This is a genomic window from Phaeodactylibacter xiamenensis, assembly GCF_965229835.1.
Classification (GTDB): domain Bacteria; phylum Bacteroidota; class Bacteroidia; order Chitinophagales; family Saprospiraceae; genus Phaeodactylibacter; species Phaeodactylibacter xiamenensis.
In genome coordinates this window covers 771,101-787,425 of record NZ_OZ245931.1, presented here as the reverse complement: position 1 = coordinate 787,425, position 16,325 = coordinate 771,101, and the positions used below count along the sequence as shown (strand labels likewise).

13 protein-coding genes are annotated in these 16,325 nt (G+C 52.2%); 8 read left to right on the top strand and 5 right to left on the bottom strand.

Translation table 11 applies throughout. From position 1 onward, the window contains the following. Nucleotide 1: 1 nt before the first annotated feature. The 3 genes from ACO08I_RS02950 to ACO08I_RS02940 are packed head-to-tail and all read left to right on the top strand — an operon-like array spanning nucleotide 2 to nucleotide 3,263. The gene (locus ACO08I_RS02950) at nucleotides 2–1,276 is read left to right on the top strand and encodes a 2Fe-2S iron-sulfur cluster-binding protein (RefSeq protein ID WP_421948428.1); all 1,275 of its coding nucleotides are present in this window, start codon (nucleotides 2–4) and stop codon (nucleotides 1,274–1,276) included. Between the two features lie 2 nt (nucleotides 1,277–1,278). Beyond that, nucleotides 1,279–2,772 carry a Ni/Fe hydrogenase subunit alpha gene (locus ACO08I_RS02945; RefSeq protein WP_421948427.1) on the top strand — a complete coding sequence of 498 codons (1,494 nt, stop codon included), beginning with the start codon at nucleotides 1,279–1,281 and terminating at the stop codon, nucleotides 2,770–2,772. A gap of 23 nt (nucleotides 2,773–2,795) precedes the next feature. After that, the gene (locus tag ACO08I_RS02940) at nucleotides 2,796–3,263 is read left to right on the top strand and encodes a hydrogenase maturation protease (RefSeq protein WP_421948426.1); all 468 of its coding nucleotides are present in this window, start codon (nucleotides 2,796–2,798) and stop codon (nucleotides 3,261–3,263) included. A gap of 289 nt (nucleotides 3,264–3,552) precedes the next feature. Here the strand turns inward: ACO08I_RS02940 and ACO08I_RS02935 are convergent, their stop codons facing one another. Then, complete coding sequence (locus tag ACO08I_RS02935) at nucleotides 3,553–4,092, bottom strand: hypothetical protein (protein WP_421948425.1); 540 nt, start codon at nucleotides 4,090–4,092, stop codon at nucleotides 3,553–3,555. Nucleotides 4,093–4,113: 21 nt separating this feature from the next. After that, nucleotides 4,114–5,244 carry a hypothetical protein gene (locus ACO08I_RS02930; RefSeq protein ID WP_421948424.1) on the bottom strand — a complete coding sequence of 377 codons (1,131 nt, stop codon included), beginning with the start codon at nucleotides 5,242–5,244 and terminating at the stop codon, nucleotides 4,114–4,116. Here ACO08I_RS02930 and ACO08I_RS02925 point away from each other — a divergent pair. The 5 genes from ACO08I_RS02925 (at nucleotide 5,243) to ACO08I_RS02905 (ending at nucleotide 10,936) form a co-directional block, all read left to right on the top strand. After that, on the top strand, nucleotides 5,243–5,962 hold the full coding sequence (locus ACO08I_RS02925; RefSeq protein WP_421948423.1) for a glycosyltransferase: 720 nt from the start codon (nucleotides 5,243–5,245) through the stop codon (nucleotides 5,960–5,962). The two genes, ACO08I_RS02930 and ACO08I_RS02925, sit on opposite strands and share 2 nt — an antisense overlap. Continuing rightward, nucleotides 5,959–6,879, top strand: coding sequence for an aldo/keto reductase (locus tag ACO08I_RS02920; protein ID WP_421948422.1), 921 nt, complete (start codon nucleotides 5,959–5,961; stop codon nucleotides 6,877–6,879). The genes ACO08I_RS02925 and ACO08I_RS02920 overlap by 4 nt, the downstream gene beginning before the upstream one ends. A gap of 2 nt (nucleotides 6,880–6,881) precedes the next feature. Further along, the gene (locus ACO08I_RS02915; RefSeq protein ID WP_421948421.1) at nucleotides 6,882–8,018 is read left to right on the top strand and encodes an NAD(P)/FAD-dependent oxidoreductase; all 1,137 of its coding nucleotides are present in this window, start codon (nucleotides 6,882–6,884) and stop codon (nucleotides 8,016–8,018) included. Nucleotides 8,019–8,230: 212 nt separating this feature from the next. Continuing rightward, complete coding sequence (locus tag ACO08I_RS02910; protein WP_421948420.1) at nucleotides 8,231–9,442, top strand: hypothetical protein; 1,212 nt, start codon at nucleotides 8,231–8,233, stop codon at nucleotides 9,440–9,442. A gap of 231 nt (nucleotides 9,443–9,673) precedes the next feature. Then, nucleotides 9,674–10,936 carry an arginine deiminase family protein gene (locus tag ACO08I_RS02905; RefSeq protein WP_421948419.1) on the top strand — a complete coding sequence of 421 codons (1,263 nt, stop codon included), beginning with the start codon at nucleotides 9,674–9,676 and terminating at the stop codon, nucleotides 10,934–10,936. Between the two features lie 55 nt (nucleotides 10,937–10,991). Here the strand turns inward: ACO08I_RS02905 and ACO08I_RS02900 are convergent, their stop codons facing one another. The 3 genes from ACO08I_RS02900 to glgP all read right to left on the bottom strand — a co-directional run bounded on the left by ACO08I_RS02900 (nucleotide 10,992) and on the right by glgP (nucleotide 16,244). Then, nucleotides 10,992–12,113, bottom strand: coding sequence for a hypothetical protein (locus ACO08I_RS02900; RefSeq protein ID WP_421948418.1), 1,122 nt, complete (start codon nucleotides 12,111–12,113; stop codon nucleotides 10,992–10,994). A 109-nt stretch (nucleotides 12,114–12,222) separates the two neighbouring features. After that, on the bottom strand, nucleotides 12,223–14,502 hold the full coding sequence (locus tag ACO08I_RS02895) for a gliding motility-associated C-terminal domain-containing protein (RefSeq protein WP_421948417.1): 2,280 nt from the start codon (nucleotides 14,500–14,502) through the stop codon (nucleotides 12,223–12,225). Nucleotides 14,503–14,621: 119 nt separating this feature from the next. Continuing rightward, on the bottom strand, nucleotides 14,622–16,244 hold the full coding sequence (glgP, locus tag ACO08I_RS02890) for an alpha-glucan family phosphorylase (RefSeq protein WP_421948416.1): 1,623 nt from the start codon (nucleotides 16,242–16,244) through the stop codon (nucleotides 14,622–14,624). Nucleotides 16,245–16,325: the final 81 nt, after the last annotated feature.

Here is a 16,325-nt window from a genome sequence, read left to right as displayed (position 1 = left end):
TATGGCAAAGGCTGTTTCCATCCAAATTGACGGTATTGAGGTTCAGGCTGAGGAAGGGCAAAACCTGGTGGATGCCATACGCGGAGCAGGCGTGTTTATCCCATCCCTCTGTTATTATGAACACATTCAGCCACCGTTGGGCACTTGCCGGGTGTGTACGGTGCTGGTCAATGGAAAACCTACTGCTTCCTGCACGGCTACGGTGAAGCCCGGGATGAAGGTGGTAACTCAAACAAAGGAATTGGAGGATGTGCGCAAGGGTATGGTGGAAATGTTATTTGCCGAAGGCAATCATTTCTGTCCGGCCTGCGAAAAAAGCGGCGATTGCGATTTGCAGGGGCTGGGCTACCGGCTCGGGGTGACCGCAACCCGATTCCCCCATCTGTTCGTCAACCGGCTGATTGATTACCGGCCGGAGCGTATGGTCATTGATCACAATCGTTGCATCCGGTGCCGGCGCTGTGTGGAGGAAGTACGTACCGATGCTGGGAAAGCCGTATTTTCTTTTGTGAACCGCGGCAAAGACACAGAAGTAGCCATCGATTACAAAGCTGAAACCGAGTTGACCGAGGCTCAGGCTCTGCAGGCTATGCACCTTTGCCCCGTAGGTGCAATTCTGGTTCGTGGTAAAAGCCTGGCCCGGCCCGTTGGAGAGCGGAAATACGATCAACCAGAGCAAGGCTGGGAAAAGGAAGAAGGAGCGATAGAGGTGCCAACGCCTAAGCCCGGAGCACCCAAAAAAGTAGTGGCAACTACTTCACTGGCCGGTTGCTTCGGTTGCCACATGTCTCTCTTAGATATTGACGAAGAACTGCTGGATGTTATTGAGCTCGTTGATTTCAATAAATCCCCGCTGACCGATATTAAGGAATTTAGCCGGCGCTGCGACGTAGGTATCGTCGAAGGCGGCTGCTGTAACAGCGAAAATGTAGAGGTGCTGCGAGCTTTCCGGGAGCACTGTGATATGCTCATTGGAGTAGGGGAATGCGCCATATGGGGCGGACTGCCTGCCATGCGCAACTTCATCCCCATAGAGGAATGCCTGTTGGAAGCCTACGGGCGCACAACGGAGTTGGAGGATAGTAAGGTCGTCATCCCCAAACATGAGGACCTGCCGGAACTCCTCGACCGGGTTTATGGCTGCCAGGAAATCGTACGGATGGACTACTTCATCCCCGGCTGCCCGCCCGATGCCCGCCACATTTGGAAAGTATTGAAACATGCGCTGTTTGGGCAACCCTATGCCCTGACGCATGAGGAATTTAAATACGACTAATCATGCCCAACCAAAAGACCACCAAGATTACCATTGACCCTGTCACCCGGGTAGAAGGGCACGGCAGGGTGACCATTCATCTGGACGAACAGGGGGAAGTCTGCGAAGCCCGCTTCCATATCGTCGAGTTCCGTGGCTTTGAGCGGTTCATTCAGGGGCATCCGTACTGGGAGGTGCCGGTGCTTGTGCAACGCCTTTGTGGTATCTGCCCGGTAAGCCACCACCTGGCCGCTGCCAAAGCCATCGACCAATTGCATGGACTGATGCCCGGAGACTTGTCGCCTACAGCCACCAAGCTGAGGCGGCTTTTGCACTATGGGCAGGTCTTTCAATCACACGCCCTGCACTTTTTCTACCTGGCTTCGCCCGACTTGCTACTTAAGGGAGATACACCGGCAGCCGAGCGCAATATTGTTGGGGTAGTTATGGCCAACAAAGACCTGGCGAAGCGAGGCATTCTGATGCGGAAATTCGGGCAGGAAATTATCAAAGCTATTGCCGGAAAGCGCATACATGGCGTAGCGGCAGTACCGGGCGGTAATTACAAGACCTTCACCCCCGAAGAACGTCGGTTTTTCCTGGATGGGAAAGCTATCCCTTCGGTAGACACCATGATTGAGTGGACACAGGAGACCCTGCAGATGCTCCGGCAGTATCACGAAACCAACCGGGCCTGGCTGGATAACTTTGCGGATTACCCCTCCGGCCATCTTGGGCTGGTTGGCGCTCAGGGCGAACTGGAGCTTTACGATGGGCAGCTTAGGGCTATTGACGCAAGCGGGCAGCGTACCCTGAATGACGTGCCGGCACAGGACTACCGCAAGTATTTCGGAGAGGCGGTAGAGCCCTGGACCTACCTTAAGTTCCCGTACCTGAAACACCTGGGCAGAGCCGATGGCTGGAACCGCGTAGGCCCACTCGCCCGGCTGAATGTCTGTAGCCATATTGGCACGCCTCTGGCAGAGCAGGAACGGCAGCACTTCTTCGGGTTTTCGGGCCACAGCCCGGTCAACCGGACGCTGTATTATCACTGGGCACGCCTCATCGAAATGTTACACTGTGCCGAAGTTGCCCGGCAGCTCCTGAATGATCCGGAAATCCTGAGCGATGACCTGATTCGGGAAGGACAGCGGCAGGAAGAAGGCGTGGGCGTCGTGGAAGCCCCACGGGGCACGTTGATGCATCATTACCGGGCAGATGAAAAGGGGAAGGTCACCTGGTGTAACCTTATTGTCTCCACCACCCACAATAACGAGCCCATGAACCGGGCCGTACGTGAAGTGGCCAGGCGGGAGCTCAGCCACCAAAAGGAAATCACTGAGCCCATGCTCAATCAGGTGGAGGTGGCCATCCGGGCTTACGACCCTTGTCTGAGCTGTGCCACCCACGCCATCGGGGATATGCCGCTTCGGATTGAGCTGTTCAGCCATGATGGCCAGCTGATGGGGCAACGTACAAAAAACAGTAGCCTGTACAGTAATCCGCTGGGCGTATGACCCGCTTAAATCCCGAATTGCACATGAACCCACTCGAATCCAAACCGGCAAATGAACTTTTGTTGATTGCCATCGGTAATGATGCCCGGCAGGACGATGGGCTGGGGTGGGCGTTTGGGCAGGCGATGGAGGCAGGCAAAGGCTTCCGGGGGGCTGTGGTTTATCGTTATCAGCTGCAGGTAGAGGATGCACTGCTTATCGCCGGTTACCGCACCGTCCTATTTGTAGATGCCTGTCGGGAGGAGTTGCCAATGGGTTTTGAGTTCACTCCGCTAAAGGCCGATGCGGATTTTGGGTTTACAACGCATCAGTTGTCACCGGCAACCGTGCTGGCACTGTCGAGGCAGTTGTATGGAGCTGCGCCACAGGCATTTTTGCTGAAAATATCGGGGACAGCATGGGCGTTGGAGCGGGGGTTGTCGAAGGCTGGGGCGCAAAATTTAGCCTCCGCTTTGAAAGAAGCAGAAGCCTTGCAAGGGGCTAAGAAATGAAGGGTTGGAGCGGGATTTGGAGGCCGGGCAGGATATTTTCCCCGCTAATACTGACTCAGCCATATTACTTGAATTATCTAATCTCAAGGTAAGGAATTTAGGGATGGAATGCAATATTGATGGAAAAGGTGCGCTGACACATTCCGTACCTACAGCACGGACCTGCCTTCAAGCCTGGATTATCTACCGATGTTTCTTGCCTAAAGGCACGGTATTTATCTATGGTTTACGCTAAACCCGGAATTGTTTTCGGGAATTACTAATACTTCATAATGTCTGATGAAAATACTCATCCTGTGATATATACCTTTAATGCTTTCGATAGCTGGAATGAATCTAATTGAGCTTGTAACCCTGCCGCAAAAAGATCGAACAAACCATTATCTGTTTCCATAAAGATTTTACCTCCCATAACAAGAGCGGCTGAAACAAACCTCAGTTGTATACGCCTTCCGTCGATGCTGTAATATCTCCCCTGTGCGTAGGCGTCATTTTGAAGATTATAAAAACTTGCTTCAGAAAGTCTTTCAAACCAGGATTCGGGCGGGTATGACTTGAAGTTATTTATAACTTCCTTACTGTCGTCCAGTCTGGTAAAAGGTTGTAGTTTGGCATATACTGCCTGAAGGAAGTCTAACAACTCTGTTTCGACTATTGATGGCTTAAGTTGACCATCCCAAGTCTCGCCATACTGCTGCCCGTTGTAAATGCTCAGGTCGATACCCTGGTTTTCTAGACCCTCCTGAAGGGTATTAAAATCAATTGGATCGGAAGGAATGGGGTGCAACTGTAGTTTTGTTACTATCCCCACTGCAAGGAATTGGCCCATAAATATTTGGTTGAATACAGGCTAATCAAAAAAAGTATCATATTGATTGCGCCGCCCTTCCTGCCGCACCGGCTCCTTGATGGGCTGGTCCAGGTCCAGCACATCGCTGTCGTTGGCGGCCTGAGAAAGCAGGTTTTGTTTTTCGTCTTCGCCCAAAATGAGTGAAGTGCTCTCTTTTTCCCACTTTTCCAGCATTTTGAGCCCTTCTTCCTCGAAAATGCCATTCTGGAGGTCGATCGAGTTCATGAAGTTGGAGGACATTTCCATAAAGCGGTCCATTTCTCCCACTTTGTTGGCTACATCGTCGGTGATGGCTTCCATAGCGGCATCAAACATCGCGCGCTTGTCCGGGTCGCCCTGCATGATGCTCATAGCGGAGTTCATCGCCCCATGGCTGGCGTGGATGGCTTTGCGCTCCTGCTCCTTGATCATAACCTGGTCCTTCACGTCCTCGGCAAGGATAAGCGAATTCTCGTGCATCTTGGTGAGCACGCGGTACAGTACCTCCATTTTCTGATAAAGGTCTTCCAGCCGGACATTGGAGTCCTTCAGGCGGCCAGCTTTGCGCGACTTCAGGATCATCACCGTTTGCTTGTTGCTGGCTTTGGCTTTGCTGGCCAGTTGGAGGTTGGCTTCAATCTCTTTTTTATTGTTGTGGATCAACTCCCGCAATTTGTGCATTTGCCCGCGCAGGATATTGATCTGCTTTTCCATCTGCTTGACCTTCTTTTTGAGGTCGTCCACATAGTTTTTGAGAATGCCGATGGGGTCGAGCTCTACGAAAATGCCGGTAATCCAGCGCATCACGCTGCGGTACATGTACCAGATAAGGTTGCGCATACGTGGGTCGAGCACCATATAAACGATGGCAGCCAGTACAGCAAGCATACCTGCCAGGTAGAGCGTATTTTGCGCCAAAGCAATCAGAGTCGGCAACGCCGTATACAGCAGGTAGCCGCCACCAACGAGGAGCGCTCCCAGAAAGACAGCGCCAGTGACGCCTTCGGGGCGCTTCCAGAATGGTTTGGGCTGTACGTGAGAATTGTTGTTCATGATCATCATTGAGTTGAGGACTACAAATAACGCAAAATTCAGGTAGTTGTACAACCGCAGTTGTTTATCTTCGCCGCTAATGACCAATCCCGTACGCATGAAGACCTTTGACGTCACCATTCCGGTGCTGAACGAAGAGCCGACTTTGGCCCGGCAGGTAGAGCAGTTGCATGCCTTTCTGAAAACCCATTTCCCCATCGAAGGGCAGTGGCAGATCGTCATTGCCGACAATGGCTCTACCGACCGCACCCTGGAAATCGCGCAGGAACTCAGCAACCGTATTGCGGAAGTCACTTTCGTGAAAGTGCCCCGCCGCGGCGTTGGGCTGGCACTGAAGACCTCCTGGGGGCAGTCTAAAGCAGATATTGTAGGGTATATGGATCTCGACCTGGCCACTGACCTGCCACACTTCCTGGAAGCCTACCGGGCGATTGCTGAAGAGGATTACGATGTGGTCTACGCTTCCCGCCTGCACTCCAAATCACAAGTCGTCAACCGGCCTTTCAAGCGCGAAGTGGCCAGCCGGGTGTTTAACCTGATGCTTAAAACGTACCTCGGCGTAGGCTTCTCGGATGGGATGTGCGGATTCAAATGGTTGAAGCGGGAGGTGTACCCGGAGCTACACGAAGCCGGGGCGCAAAATGATGGCTGGTTCTTTTCCACGGAGTTGCTCACTACCGCCGAGTGGCTCAACAAACGTATTTACGAACTGCCTGTAAAATGGACGGACGACATCAGCAGCAGCCGGGTTGAAATCCTGCCCCTGGCTAAGCGATACATCAACTCCATGATCGAACTCAAAAAACGACGGCCATGAGCACCGCGCCGACACTAATACTAGGCACTGCAATGTGGGGGTGGACGACCGAAAGAGCTACCGCCTTTCAACTCCTCGACCAATTTTACGACCGGGGCTACCGGGAGGTGGATGGGGCTACCAACTATCCTATTAATAAAAACCCGGAGGACTTCCGGCGGGCAGAGCAAATCCTCCTGCAATGGATCAACGCCCACGGTATCAATGATCTCCGGGTGATGATGAAAGTGGGGAGTGTCAATAATATGCGTACACCAGAGTGCAATTTGTCCAAAAGTTTCCTGCTCATCATGCTCGACGAGTACCGCTATGCCTTTGGGGATAACCTCGACACCTTCATGCTCCACTGGGATAACCGGGAGGCTGCCGAAGAAATCGAGGCTACGTTTGAGGCTTTTCAGCGCGCAAAGGACCTGGGCTACCGGTTGGGGCTGTCCGGTATCCGTCATCCGGAGGTGCATGCTAAGGTGAACGAAGCCTATGGTTTCGACTTCCGCATACAAATGAAACACAACCTGCTGCAATCGGATTACGAGCGCTACAAACCCTTCCACGGGCAGCCCCGATTCATTACCTACGGGGTGAATGCCGGAGGGATCAAGCTTGATGCGGCGGCTTATCATCAGGGCAGTTCCCTGAAAGCACGGGGCGGAGATACGGACAAGCCACACCCCATCGTCGGGCCCTTGCAAGAAGTACTCGCGGCGGCCAATGAACAGCCCGGTCGCCCTGCGGTCTCCAATATGAACCACTGTGGCATGGCTTATGCCTTTCACAGCCCGGATGTAGGCGGCATACTGATTGGCCCTTCCCGGCCGGAGCAATTGGAGCATACGGTCAACTTCCATGAGGCCCTGCAGCGTTATGATTACAGTGACTTTTACGAAGGGCTCAAACAGATAGCGGCACAATTGTAAATATGGAGCAATACGATTTCCTGATCGTCGGCGGCGGTATTTTTGGTATATATGCGGCTCTGTTTCTCCGGGAACAGGGGCAGCGGGTACTGCTCGTGGAGAAGGAAAAGGTATTGCTAAAAAAGGCTTCTATCGTCAATCAGGCGCGGCTGCACAGCGGGTACCACTATCCGCGAAGCGTAGCAACGGCCCGTATGTCCGACGACAACAAAGCGCGCTTTACCGCTGACCATCAGGGTTTTATCAACTTTGAGTTCGAGAAGTACTACGCCATCGACCGCTTCGGCTCCTTTACGGATGCCGCGCAGTTTGAGCGGTTCTGCGCTTTCATTGGCATCCCCTGTGAGCCGGTGGAGCGACATCCGTACTTCAACTATCACCGCTTGGAGGCCTTGTACAAGACCGTGGAGTACACCTTCGACCCCATTCTCATCGCAGAATACTACCGGCAGCGGCTCTACGAGGCAAGCCCGGAGGTGACGCCCCGGCTTTTCACGGAAGTAGTCAATGCAACAGCTGATGGCGACCGATGGGAGGTCGGCTTGAAAGACCTGGAAAGCGGTAATCGTGAGTCCGTCAAAGCCCGTCAGGTGATCAACGCGACCTACGCCGGCAGCAACGCCATCAACCGCCTCTTTGGCGTACGTGATATTGACCTGATGCACGAGATTTCGGAAATGGCTTTCGTCAATTCCCCTCAGGTCCGGGATATCGGGCTGACGATTATGGACGGTCCCTTTGGCTCCATTATGCCTTACGGCAAAAGCGGGCTGCTGTCCCTGTCGAGCGTAGCCTACACGCACCACAAAGTCTCCTACGACAACCTGCCCACCTTCGACTGTCAGCAGGTGAACACCAACTGCCGCCCGGACTTTACGGACATCTGCAAATTCTGCCCCGCCAAACCGGCCAGCAATTACCGCAAAATGCTGGGGCAAATCCGGCATTACTTTACTGACAAGGTGGAGTTTCAGTACTTCACCTCGATGTTTACCATCAAGTCTAAACTTAAAGCCAGTTATATTGACGATGGGCGGCCTACGGAGATTTCTGTTTTGCACGACAATCCCCGGTTCTATTGCATTTTTGCGGGTAAGATTAATTCTATATATGAGATTGAGAAGGTCGTAGCTCTATGAGTGCTTTCATCCTTTTGGCACAATGTTTTTTTTGTAAATAAACAATGAAATATTTGGAATTTTGCAAGGGGGCGGTACCTTTGTAAGGTGGTTTGATGAAATTTTGAAATATTAAAACGGTGCGCGCCACAACTGTATTTCCCATCTTTCATCTATTGTAATTTTTTTGCCGGGATGGGGCAAAGGTCCCTTCCTCATAAAACCCCAGCCTCATGAAACGCCATATCTTTCCGTTACTATTCATGTTCTTCCTTTTTACAGTTTCCTCCTGTTTAAACGACAAAACCGTTGTCACCCCCCAAGAGTTACCGGCCCCTGAACTTACAGATACCTTGGATTTAAGCGGATGGCTAACAGATTCCGATCAGCTGTTTTTCTATTCCCTTAAATTGGTGAATGGCAGATACCTGTTGATTTTCGAATCAGGCGCCTCTATTGGTTATTCTAATATTTACCGGTATGACCTTGAAAACCAACAGCTCATCAATCTGGATGATTTGACCTGGGGCGATTTGCGGTCCTCAACGATTTCCATAAAAGCAGATGAACTCATCCTTATGAGACGTGCAGGAGCGCCACTCCCTCAGCAAGAGGTGGCGATTATTGGAATTCCGGAGTTAGAGATCCGAAGCCGGATTCCTATTGAAACAACCAATTACGAGCATAAACTGACAGGCTCTAATCTGTATTTTAAGCAGTACGGGTCATCCGCCACAATAAACTTAAGGGAGGTTGATCTGGAAAGCGGGGAAGTAAGAACGGCCTATCAGATGAACAGGGAGTATGAAAAGGACTTTGACTTGAAAATCGAGTGGGACTTTTTCACCTCCGAAGACTATGGCAATGCAGTTGTTACATTGGACCGCTTTCCTGAAGGGGGCATTCAGCTTATCAATTTTAGCCTCACTGAAAGCGCAGAAATATGGCGGAACCCTTTGGTTGAGTTCGGTGAGAGTGACCTCAAACCCTACAAAGTGATTGCCGGTGATGACCGGGTATATATTTTCAGTAAAGACAAAATGAGTTGCCGGGACCTTTCAACCGGTGCTTTGTTGTGGTCTGAATACACGCAGGCCGCTCAGGACGAGCATAATGCATGGCTTAAGGGGGACAAGGCCTTTATTGTTAGTGACGAAAAAATAGCTGCCTATAGCGCAGTGGATGGTGTGCAAATCTGGTCAAAACCCAAGTTTCAGTTGGGCCCTGTAGCAAATTTGGAAAGGTACGAGGATTACCTTTTTGTGAATCAGGTTCCATTTTCGGTTGAAGCCGGTGATGCGCTCTGGACGGAACCCGTTTTGTGGGATGAGCAAGATCCTTTTTCCAAAATCTATAATCAGCCAGCCGTTGATTTAGAAGCTGGCAAGATTTATTATCTCATTGATTTCAAATTGTACACTGTGGCGCTGCCACCTTTAGAATAATACACAGCGTTCTTATTTGCAGTTACTCCGTATGGCCTCTCGTTTTCGGAATGGGGTAAATTCCTATGTCCCAATTTGGCGCGTTGCCCGATGTATATCATTTTGATGCGTTGCGCCTGATGCAAGTGCGCTGCGCTTCCAAAATTCCCCAATTTTATTGCATCTTTGCCGGAAAAATCAATTCCATTTACGAGATCGAAAAAGTTGTATCCCTTTAAATCCTAACCAAGTATGGCTGTAACTGTAAACGTGGCTTCAGAAATTGCGCCACTCAAACGCGTGATCATTCACCGCCCCGATGAGGGCATTGCCCGCATTAGCCCAAAGCGGGCCGAAGAGCTCCTGTTTGACGATATCGTGTACCTGCCGCAGATGCAGGAAGAGCACGATGTGTTTTCGGAAATTCTAAAGCATTTTGTAGGAGAAGACAATGTCCTCGAAACAGAAGACCTCCTCTTTGAAGCCCTGGAGGCTGCCTCGGAAGCTGACAAAAGAGAGATGATCGAGAAAATTATCGACTACGAGGAACTGCCACGCTCCTACGAGGATATGCTCCTGAAACTGGACAACAAAGCACTGACGGAGACGCTGATCACGGGCTACCTGCAGCAGGAAGACATGATTCTCTTTGATCCTATCCCGAACTTCATCTTCACCCGGGACATCGCAGTCACGGTCAACGACCATGTCATCATCACCAAAGCGGCCAAGGAGGCGCGCTTCCGCGAAAATTTCCTTACCCGCTATATTTTCTGGGCGCACCCTATCTTTAATGCGCTGAGCAAAGAGGGGCGTATCATCAACCTGAACAACGTAGAACTATTCCCGCCTTCCCGCCGCCGCGAAATGGTGAGCATCGAAGGTGGAGATGTGATGGTCATTAACGAAGACTACCTGCTCATTGGCTGCAGTGAGCGGACGACCGCCCATGCCATTCAGTCGCTCAAAGAAGTCCTTTTCAAAAAAGGCGTGGTGAAGCATGTCGTGCAGATCAATATCCCGACCGACCGCAGCTACATGCACATTGATACCATTTTTACGCAAATCAATACCAACCACATCGTGGCTTTCAAGCCAATTGTGCTGGATGGGCTGGGGTCTTATGTCGAAGTATTTTCTTCCAACGGTGCTACCCGCCGTTATCCTTCCATCAAAGAGTTTTTCCATGCAGAAATCAACCCCGGCATGGAATTCATTCTCAGCGGGGAAGGCATATCGCCCTATCAGGACCGGGAGCAGTGGACAGATGGTTGCAACCTCGTGGCCCTGAAGCCTGGTGTGGCGATAACCTACGACCGCAATCCTTACACGGAGAAGGCTTTCCGCAGCGCCGGTTACCAAATCATTCACGCCACGAGTATGCTTCAAGCGTTTCAGGATGGTTCGCTCAAGCCGGAGGAAGTGGAGAATACCATCATTGCATTGCCTTCCAATGAGCTTTCCCGGGCCCGGGGCGGCTCGCACTGTATGACTTGTCCGGTGGAAAGAGGTTGATCTTTTGGTTGAATGGCAGGTCATCTTTCAGGGGATGACCTGCCATCCTGAATGCCTACCGCTCAAACTGTACCGACAGATTCACCTTTGCACTCAGCCCGATGAAGGGGCGCACAAAGAGTTCCTGCCGGTCGCCGGCGGTGGTTTCTTCCAATAAGGTGGCTCCGAGATTCAGGTAGACAAACTGGAAAAGCTTATAGTCCAGGCTGGCGTAAATGGGGAGCCCGGTGATGGGACCGGTGAGCTTTTGCTCGTCTGCATTTTCAAAGTCTTGCAGGAATAAGCCAAATCCAATGTACGTATTGCTGAAAAAGCGGGGCGCGAAGGCACTGTTACCCAAGGGGAAGGACAAACCCACGTAGGGCGCCGTATCGTAATCCAGGTCTTCCCCAAGGTCGCCACTGAAGTAAACGCCTCCGTAACCGGCATTGACAGCCAGGGCGCCTTTCTTAGACTCGGTCGGGCAGTCTTCCAGCAAACGGGCGTCCGCAATTTTGTAAAGCGGTGCAGGCAGCATGCGATCGAGCTCGTCCTGCAGCAGTTGCCGCAGCAGCACCCGTTCTTCCGCCATACGGACCTGCCCCACGCTGTCCCGCATGCGCATATCCGCCATTTTTTCCATCTGCAGGGCTACCAGGTTGGACAACTCCTGAGCCGGAGCGGCAATACCGGTGCGGTAGTTTTGAAGATCGGCCTGCAGCAAGTCGTTCATCTCCTGTAGTAGGCGCTTAGGTTTGTTTTCCCATTCGATGGTTTTGGACTCCTGAGTGAGCTGCGTTTCCAAAAACAGCTGCAGCCGTTTGTTGAGAGTCTGTACAAGTGCTGTCCGCTGCGCATTACTTAGGGTTTGAAAATACAAGACCTCAATATCATAACTGGCGGAGGAGCGGAACTTGTAATTGACAGGCAGGCTGTAGGTTTTTTCCTTATTGTCCAGCGGGCGCTGCCATACGGCTGAATGCAGTATGTTGGATTTCCCTTTGGGAGGCTTAATATTCAGCTCGACCCGGTCGATGTAAGAAGGGATGGACCCGGTAAAGAGGATATTCGTCTCCGCCGGAAGCGGGTTGTTATCCCCAATGTAGGTGCTTTCAAAGTCCAGGCTGACTGTTTTGTACTGGGCAAGCAGAAAAAATGGGCATAGTACGAGAAGGAATAGTAAAGATGGCTTTTGCATAGAAATGTGTTTGTGGAGTTTTTACGGTTCCTATAATATAATTACGAGAACCGTTATTTGTTTGGACGTTCACTTACAGTAAAGTCACTCCACGCCGCACAGATCAACGCTATCGGATCAAATGTACCATACCGGACTGCACCTGTTGCTGCCCGGCCTGTTCGTAAGTTAGCTGCCAAATATAGGCGCCAGGGTTCATCGGTTCATTGCCGGATTTACCATCCCACCTTTGCCCAGGCTGATCGCTTTCGAACACAAGCTCACCCCAACGGGAGAAGATTTGCAGGCGGTAGTTTTGCACCGGGCAAAGGTCTATAGGCAGAAAACCGTCGTTGATGCCATCGTCATTTGGAGAGAAGGCATTGGGGACGTAAAAGCAATTCTCACACCCAATAGGCTGCAGATCAATACTATCGACCGCACTGCCGCAAGTGTTGGTGACGGTAACGGTATAAACGCCCGGGGTGGTAAACGTAGTGAGGGCGGCTGTGCTTCCGTTGGACCATTGTACGTCGTTTTGAGGTTCCGTTGCTGCTTCGAGTTGCACGGAACCACCCGGGCAGAGTGGGGCAGCTCCTTGTATCTCCAGAGTAGGGAAAGTCAGGCTGTCTACGGTGAAGACCGTATCAAACTCCCCGCACCCATTGGTCACTGTAATGTGATAAGTGCCGCCACCGGTCAGTGTTACGCTGTCGCCCACGCTGCCATTTGACCAGGTATAACCCGTAGCGCCTTCCGAAAACACACTTGCTCCGGCTGTTTCGTCGGGGCAAAGGGCGTCGGGGGCCTGAAGAAGTATAGGCGGCACGTCCAGCACATTCAGCATTAGGGTATCCGTTGCCTGCCGGCCACAGAGGTCGGTAAACAAAACGGTGTAGAGCCCGCCGGTGGCTACCTGTATCGTTGCCGTGGTGTCCCCGGTAGACCAGAGCAAAGTACCTGATATATTTGCCGTTGCTGTGAAAGTGGCGGTATCGCCTGTGCAGAGCGTGTTCGGGCCGTTGATATTCACAATGACCGTGTCTGTCAGTTCCTCCACTTCGATGGTGTCGCTCACCATACCACAATCGGCAGTAACAGTCAGGCTATAAATCCCGGGCTCGGTAACGGTCAGACTGGTATCGGTGGAGCCATCCGACCACAGGAAGGCATCGCCATTGGTCTGGGGAATAAGGGTGATGGGGCCATTATCACAACTAAAGGTGGTATCCGGGCCCAGATCAGCGATCAGGGTTTCCTGGGTATCAAAGATGTAGTCCATGAAGTTGGGGAGGCCCAGGAAGGGCTGATCCGGGGTCTGAAAACTAAAGACTTCCTCCTCCAGGTTGGCTTGTTCTGAATTGGGGCAATTAATGGCGTGCAGGTGGGTGACCTGAGGGGCATCTTCATCGTAGGAGACCAGGTAAATGCGGCCGTCCGGAGCGAGCTGCATGGCGCCCAGGCGCTCATTTGGGCCCGGCCCAATTATGGTTCTTGAAGACAGAAAACTGGGATTGAGCGGTTCGTAGCGCACCAGCAGCGAACCACTAACGGTAGGCTCCATCACATACAGGTAATTGCCGTTGGGGGAGAAGGAGTAGCTAATGGAGTTGACGGCTCCGGGCAGGGTCCGGGGAGTAGAAATATTGCCATTATTGGCATTGAAATTATACAGCACACCTCCAACGAACAGCCGGTTGCGCGCCGGAGAAATCTTAATCGGGCCAGCCAGGGAATCAATGACGTCCCGCTCTTCCAAAGTTGGGCCGAGGACTTCGGTGGGCGTCACACGGTAGTTGAAAAAATCACCGGTATTGTCATCTACGATGATGACCCAGAAGTCGGTACCGTTCCCGTGCAGGGTGCCGCTTAGAGATTCAAAGCTGGGGACATGCAGCCGGTCATCCTCAAAAACAGTGCCCCCGAGCCCGCCATTAAGGGTGCGGTTGAGCAAAAAGTGCGTGAGACCGCGTCCCTGCAACTGACCGGCAGGCAGCCCGTCGCTGGCAAACTCCCGCTCTTCCATGGTGAAGAGGTAATGCTCATCGGCATTGCCAGGATTAGGCACAAAGAGGGCAGACTGAACGGCACCAAAGCCACCGCCCCGGAGCCCTTCCATATCGTACAATACATTATGGCTGGCGTTCCAGATGCTTCCCGAGGGTTGTCCCGGGGTAGTGCGTCCGCCTCCGTTGGTATAGTACAAAAGGTTGCCATCTGCATCACAAACTGAGGCACAACCTTCCGATGTTCGCAGCGCACCATTGGTGATCAGGACCGGGTCACCGGAAGAGAAGTCAATACCCTGTTGGTTGCCAAAGTACCAGATGTTGCCTTCATTTTGGCTCAGCGCGGCAAAAGACAGGAAAAGGAGGGGTAGAATCAGTCCAGCAAAGGGCGTTTTTTTCATACTGCACGGTTTTGCCCAAAAGTAAGGGTAACCGGCCAATTTTTCGGTCGGTTACCCTTCAATACTGATTTTTGCAGGTTGGTAGAGGTTTAAATATCTCCCAACCTGCTTGTTTTTCATTACGCGGTGTACAGCAAATCGTAGTATTCTTCCAGCATCCGCTTGACCCCAAAGGCATCGCGGGTGCTTTGAATGCTGGCGTGCATCATTTTCAGCCATTTTTGCCGGTCGTCGTAGTAGGTGGGCACGACTTTGTTCAGCAGCACGTCGTAGAGGGCTTCCCGGTCGTTGTCATCCTGTTCTTCCACGTTGTCGCTTTCGAAGGCATTGCCGATCTGCCAGCCATTGACGCCATCCTGGCAGGCTTCCGGCCACCAGCCGTCGAGCACGCTAAGATTGAGCACCCCGTTCATAGAGGCTTTCATGCCGGAAGTTCCACTTGCTTCCTTAGGGCGGCGTGGGTTGTTGAGCCACACATCGGAGCCACGGGTGATGGCGGCACCAATTTCCATATCGTAGTTTTCCAGGAAGACTACCGCATTGGGGTAGAGTTTGGACATGCGCACGAGGTTGGCTGCAATCGCTTTGCCGGTATCGTCCAGGGGGTGGGCACGGCCGGAAAAGACGAGCTGAATTTTGCCTTCCTTCAGGTAAGGCTCAATAACTTCAGGTTTGGAGAAGATCAGATCGCTGCGCTTGTAAGGCACGGAGCGGCGGGCGAAGCCTATGATCAGCTTTTCTTCGTCGAGGGTAACGCCATTCTTGCGCTTGACAAGATCAATGAGCGCCCGCTTGTTCTTCAGGTGCGGTTCCCAGAGATCTTTGCCAGCCTCAGCAGCATCAAGCATCGCCTGATCCACCCATGTACCCTGATGAATGCCATTGGTAATGGCAACGATGTCGGAGCGGTCGTGGATGTGCTTCCACATTTGGTTTGCCGTCTCGCCGTGCAGTTGAGCTACGGCGTTCGATTTTTTGGAAAGGCGCAATGCCCCCACGGTCATATTGAAGGGGTCGCCGGCCAGGCGGCGGAGTTGGCTGGGTTTCATGCCCAGGTTGGCGCCCATATACATCAGGCGGTCGACCGGGTGGGACTCATTGCCCTGAATCACAGGAGTGTGGGTGGTGAATACGATTTCATTTTTGCTTGCAGCCCAGGCTTCCTCGAAAGTCATACCGTCTTCCATCTTTTCGCGCATCAGCTCAAAGCCGGCAAACAGGGCATGCCCTTCATTAAAGTGGTAAACATCTACCTCAATGCCCAGGGAGCGGAGAGCCCTCACACCGCCTACACCGAGGACGAGTTCCTGCGCGATCCGCTCTTCTCCAAACCATCCGTAGAGCTGCCCGGTAATCCAGCCATCTTCATTGCCCGGTACATCTGTATCGAGCAGGTAGAGTGGGGCGTTACCGAAAGCCTCGAGTTTCCAGACCTTGCAGGCGACGTTACGGTCACGGATTTCGACATTTACAGTGATGCCGGTATCCTCCATGAAGTCGTCGTAGTTGTAGTTGCGGTAGGAATCGTAGGGCTTGCCATCCTCCCCAATGAATTGATCGGTATAACCTTGTTTCCATTTAATGCCGATGCCAACGATAGGGTAGTCATACTGCTTAGCGCCTTTCATATAGTCGCCTGCAAGGATACCCAGGCCACCGGCGTAAGCTTTGAAGCGGTTGTCCAGCCCGTATTCCATACAAAAGTAGGCTACGCGTGGCAAGGTGCCTTTTGAATCTGCCATAATGTGGGTTTTCTGTTTGTTGTGATCAAAGAAACAATGGGGCATGGTATTGCCGCGCCCCGGCAACCAATATAGCAGAAA

Excerpts from the sequence above, each read along its gene's own strand:
- ACO08I_RS02950 (WP_421948428.1), top strand. The coding sequence starts at position 2 with ATGGCAAAGGCTGTTTCCATCCAAATTGACGGTATTGAGGTTCAGGCT.
- ACO08I_RS02945 (WP_421948427.1), top strand. The coding sequence starts at position 1,279 with ATGCCCAACCAAAAGACCACCAAGATTACCATTGACCCTGTCACCCGG.
- ACO08I_RS02940 (WP_421948426.1), top strand. The coding sequence starts at position 2,796 with ATGAACCCACTCGAATCCAAACCGGCAAATGAACTTTTGTTGATTGCC.
- ACO08I_RS02935 (WP_421948425.1), bottom strand. The coding sequence starts at position 4,092 with ATGGGCCAATTCCTTGCAGTGGGGATAGTAACAAAACTACAGTTGCAC.
- ACO08I_RS02925 (WP_421948423.1), top strand. The coding sequence starts at position 5,243 with ATGAAGACCTTTGACGTCACCATTCCGGTGCTGAACGAAGAGCCGACT.
- ACO08I_RS02930 (WP_421948424.1), bottom strand. The coding sequence starts at position 5,244 with ATGCGTACGGGATTGGTCATTAGCGGCGAAGATAAACAACTGCGGTTG.
- ACO08I_RS02920 (WP_421948422.1), top strand. The coding sequence starts at position 5,959 with ATGAGCACCGCGCCGACACTAATACTAGGCACTGCAATGTGGGGGTGG.
- ACO08I_RS02915 (WP_421948421.1), top strand. The coding sequence starts at position 6,882 with ATGGAGCAATACGATTTCCTGATCGTCGGCGGCGGTATTTTTGGTATA.
- ACO08I_RS02910 (WP_421948420.1), top strand. The coding sequence starts at position 8,231 with ATGAAACGCCATATCTTTCCGTTACTATTCATGTTCTTCCTTTTTACA.
- ACO08I_RS02905 (WP_421948419.1), top strand. The coding sequence starts at position 9,674 with ATGGCTGTAACTGTAAACGTGGCTTCAGAAATTGCGCCACTCAAACGC.
- ACO08I_RS02900 (WP_421948418.1), bottom strand. The coding sequence starts at position 12,113 with ATGCAAAAGCCATCTTTACTATTCCTTCTCGTACTATGCCCATTTTTT.
- ACO08I_RS02895 (WP_421948417.1), bottom strand. The coding sequence starts at position 14,502 with ATGAAAAAAACGCCCTTTGCTGGACTGATTCTACCCCTCCTTTTCCTG.
- glgP (WP_421948416.1), bottom strand. The coding sequence starts at position 16,244 with ATGGCAGATTCAAAAGGCACCTTGCCACGCGTAGCCTACTTTTGTATG.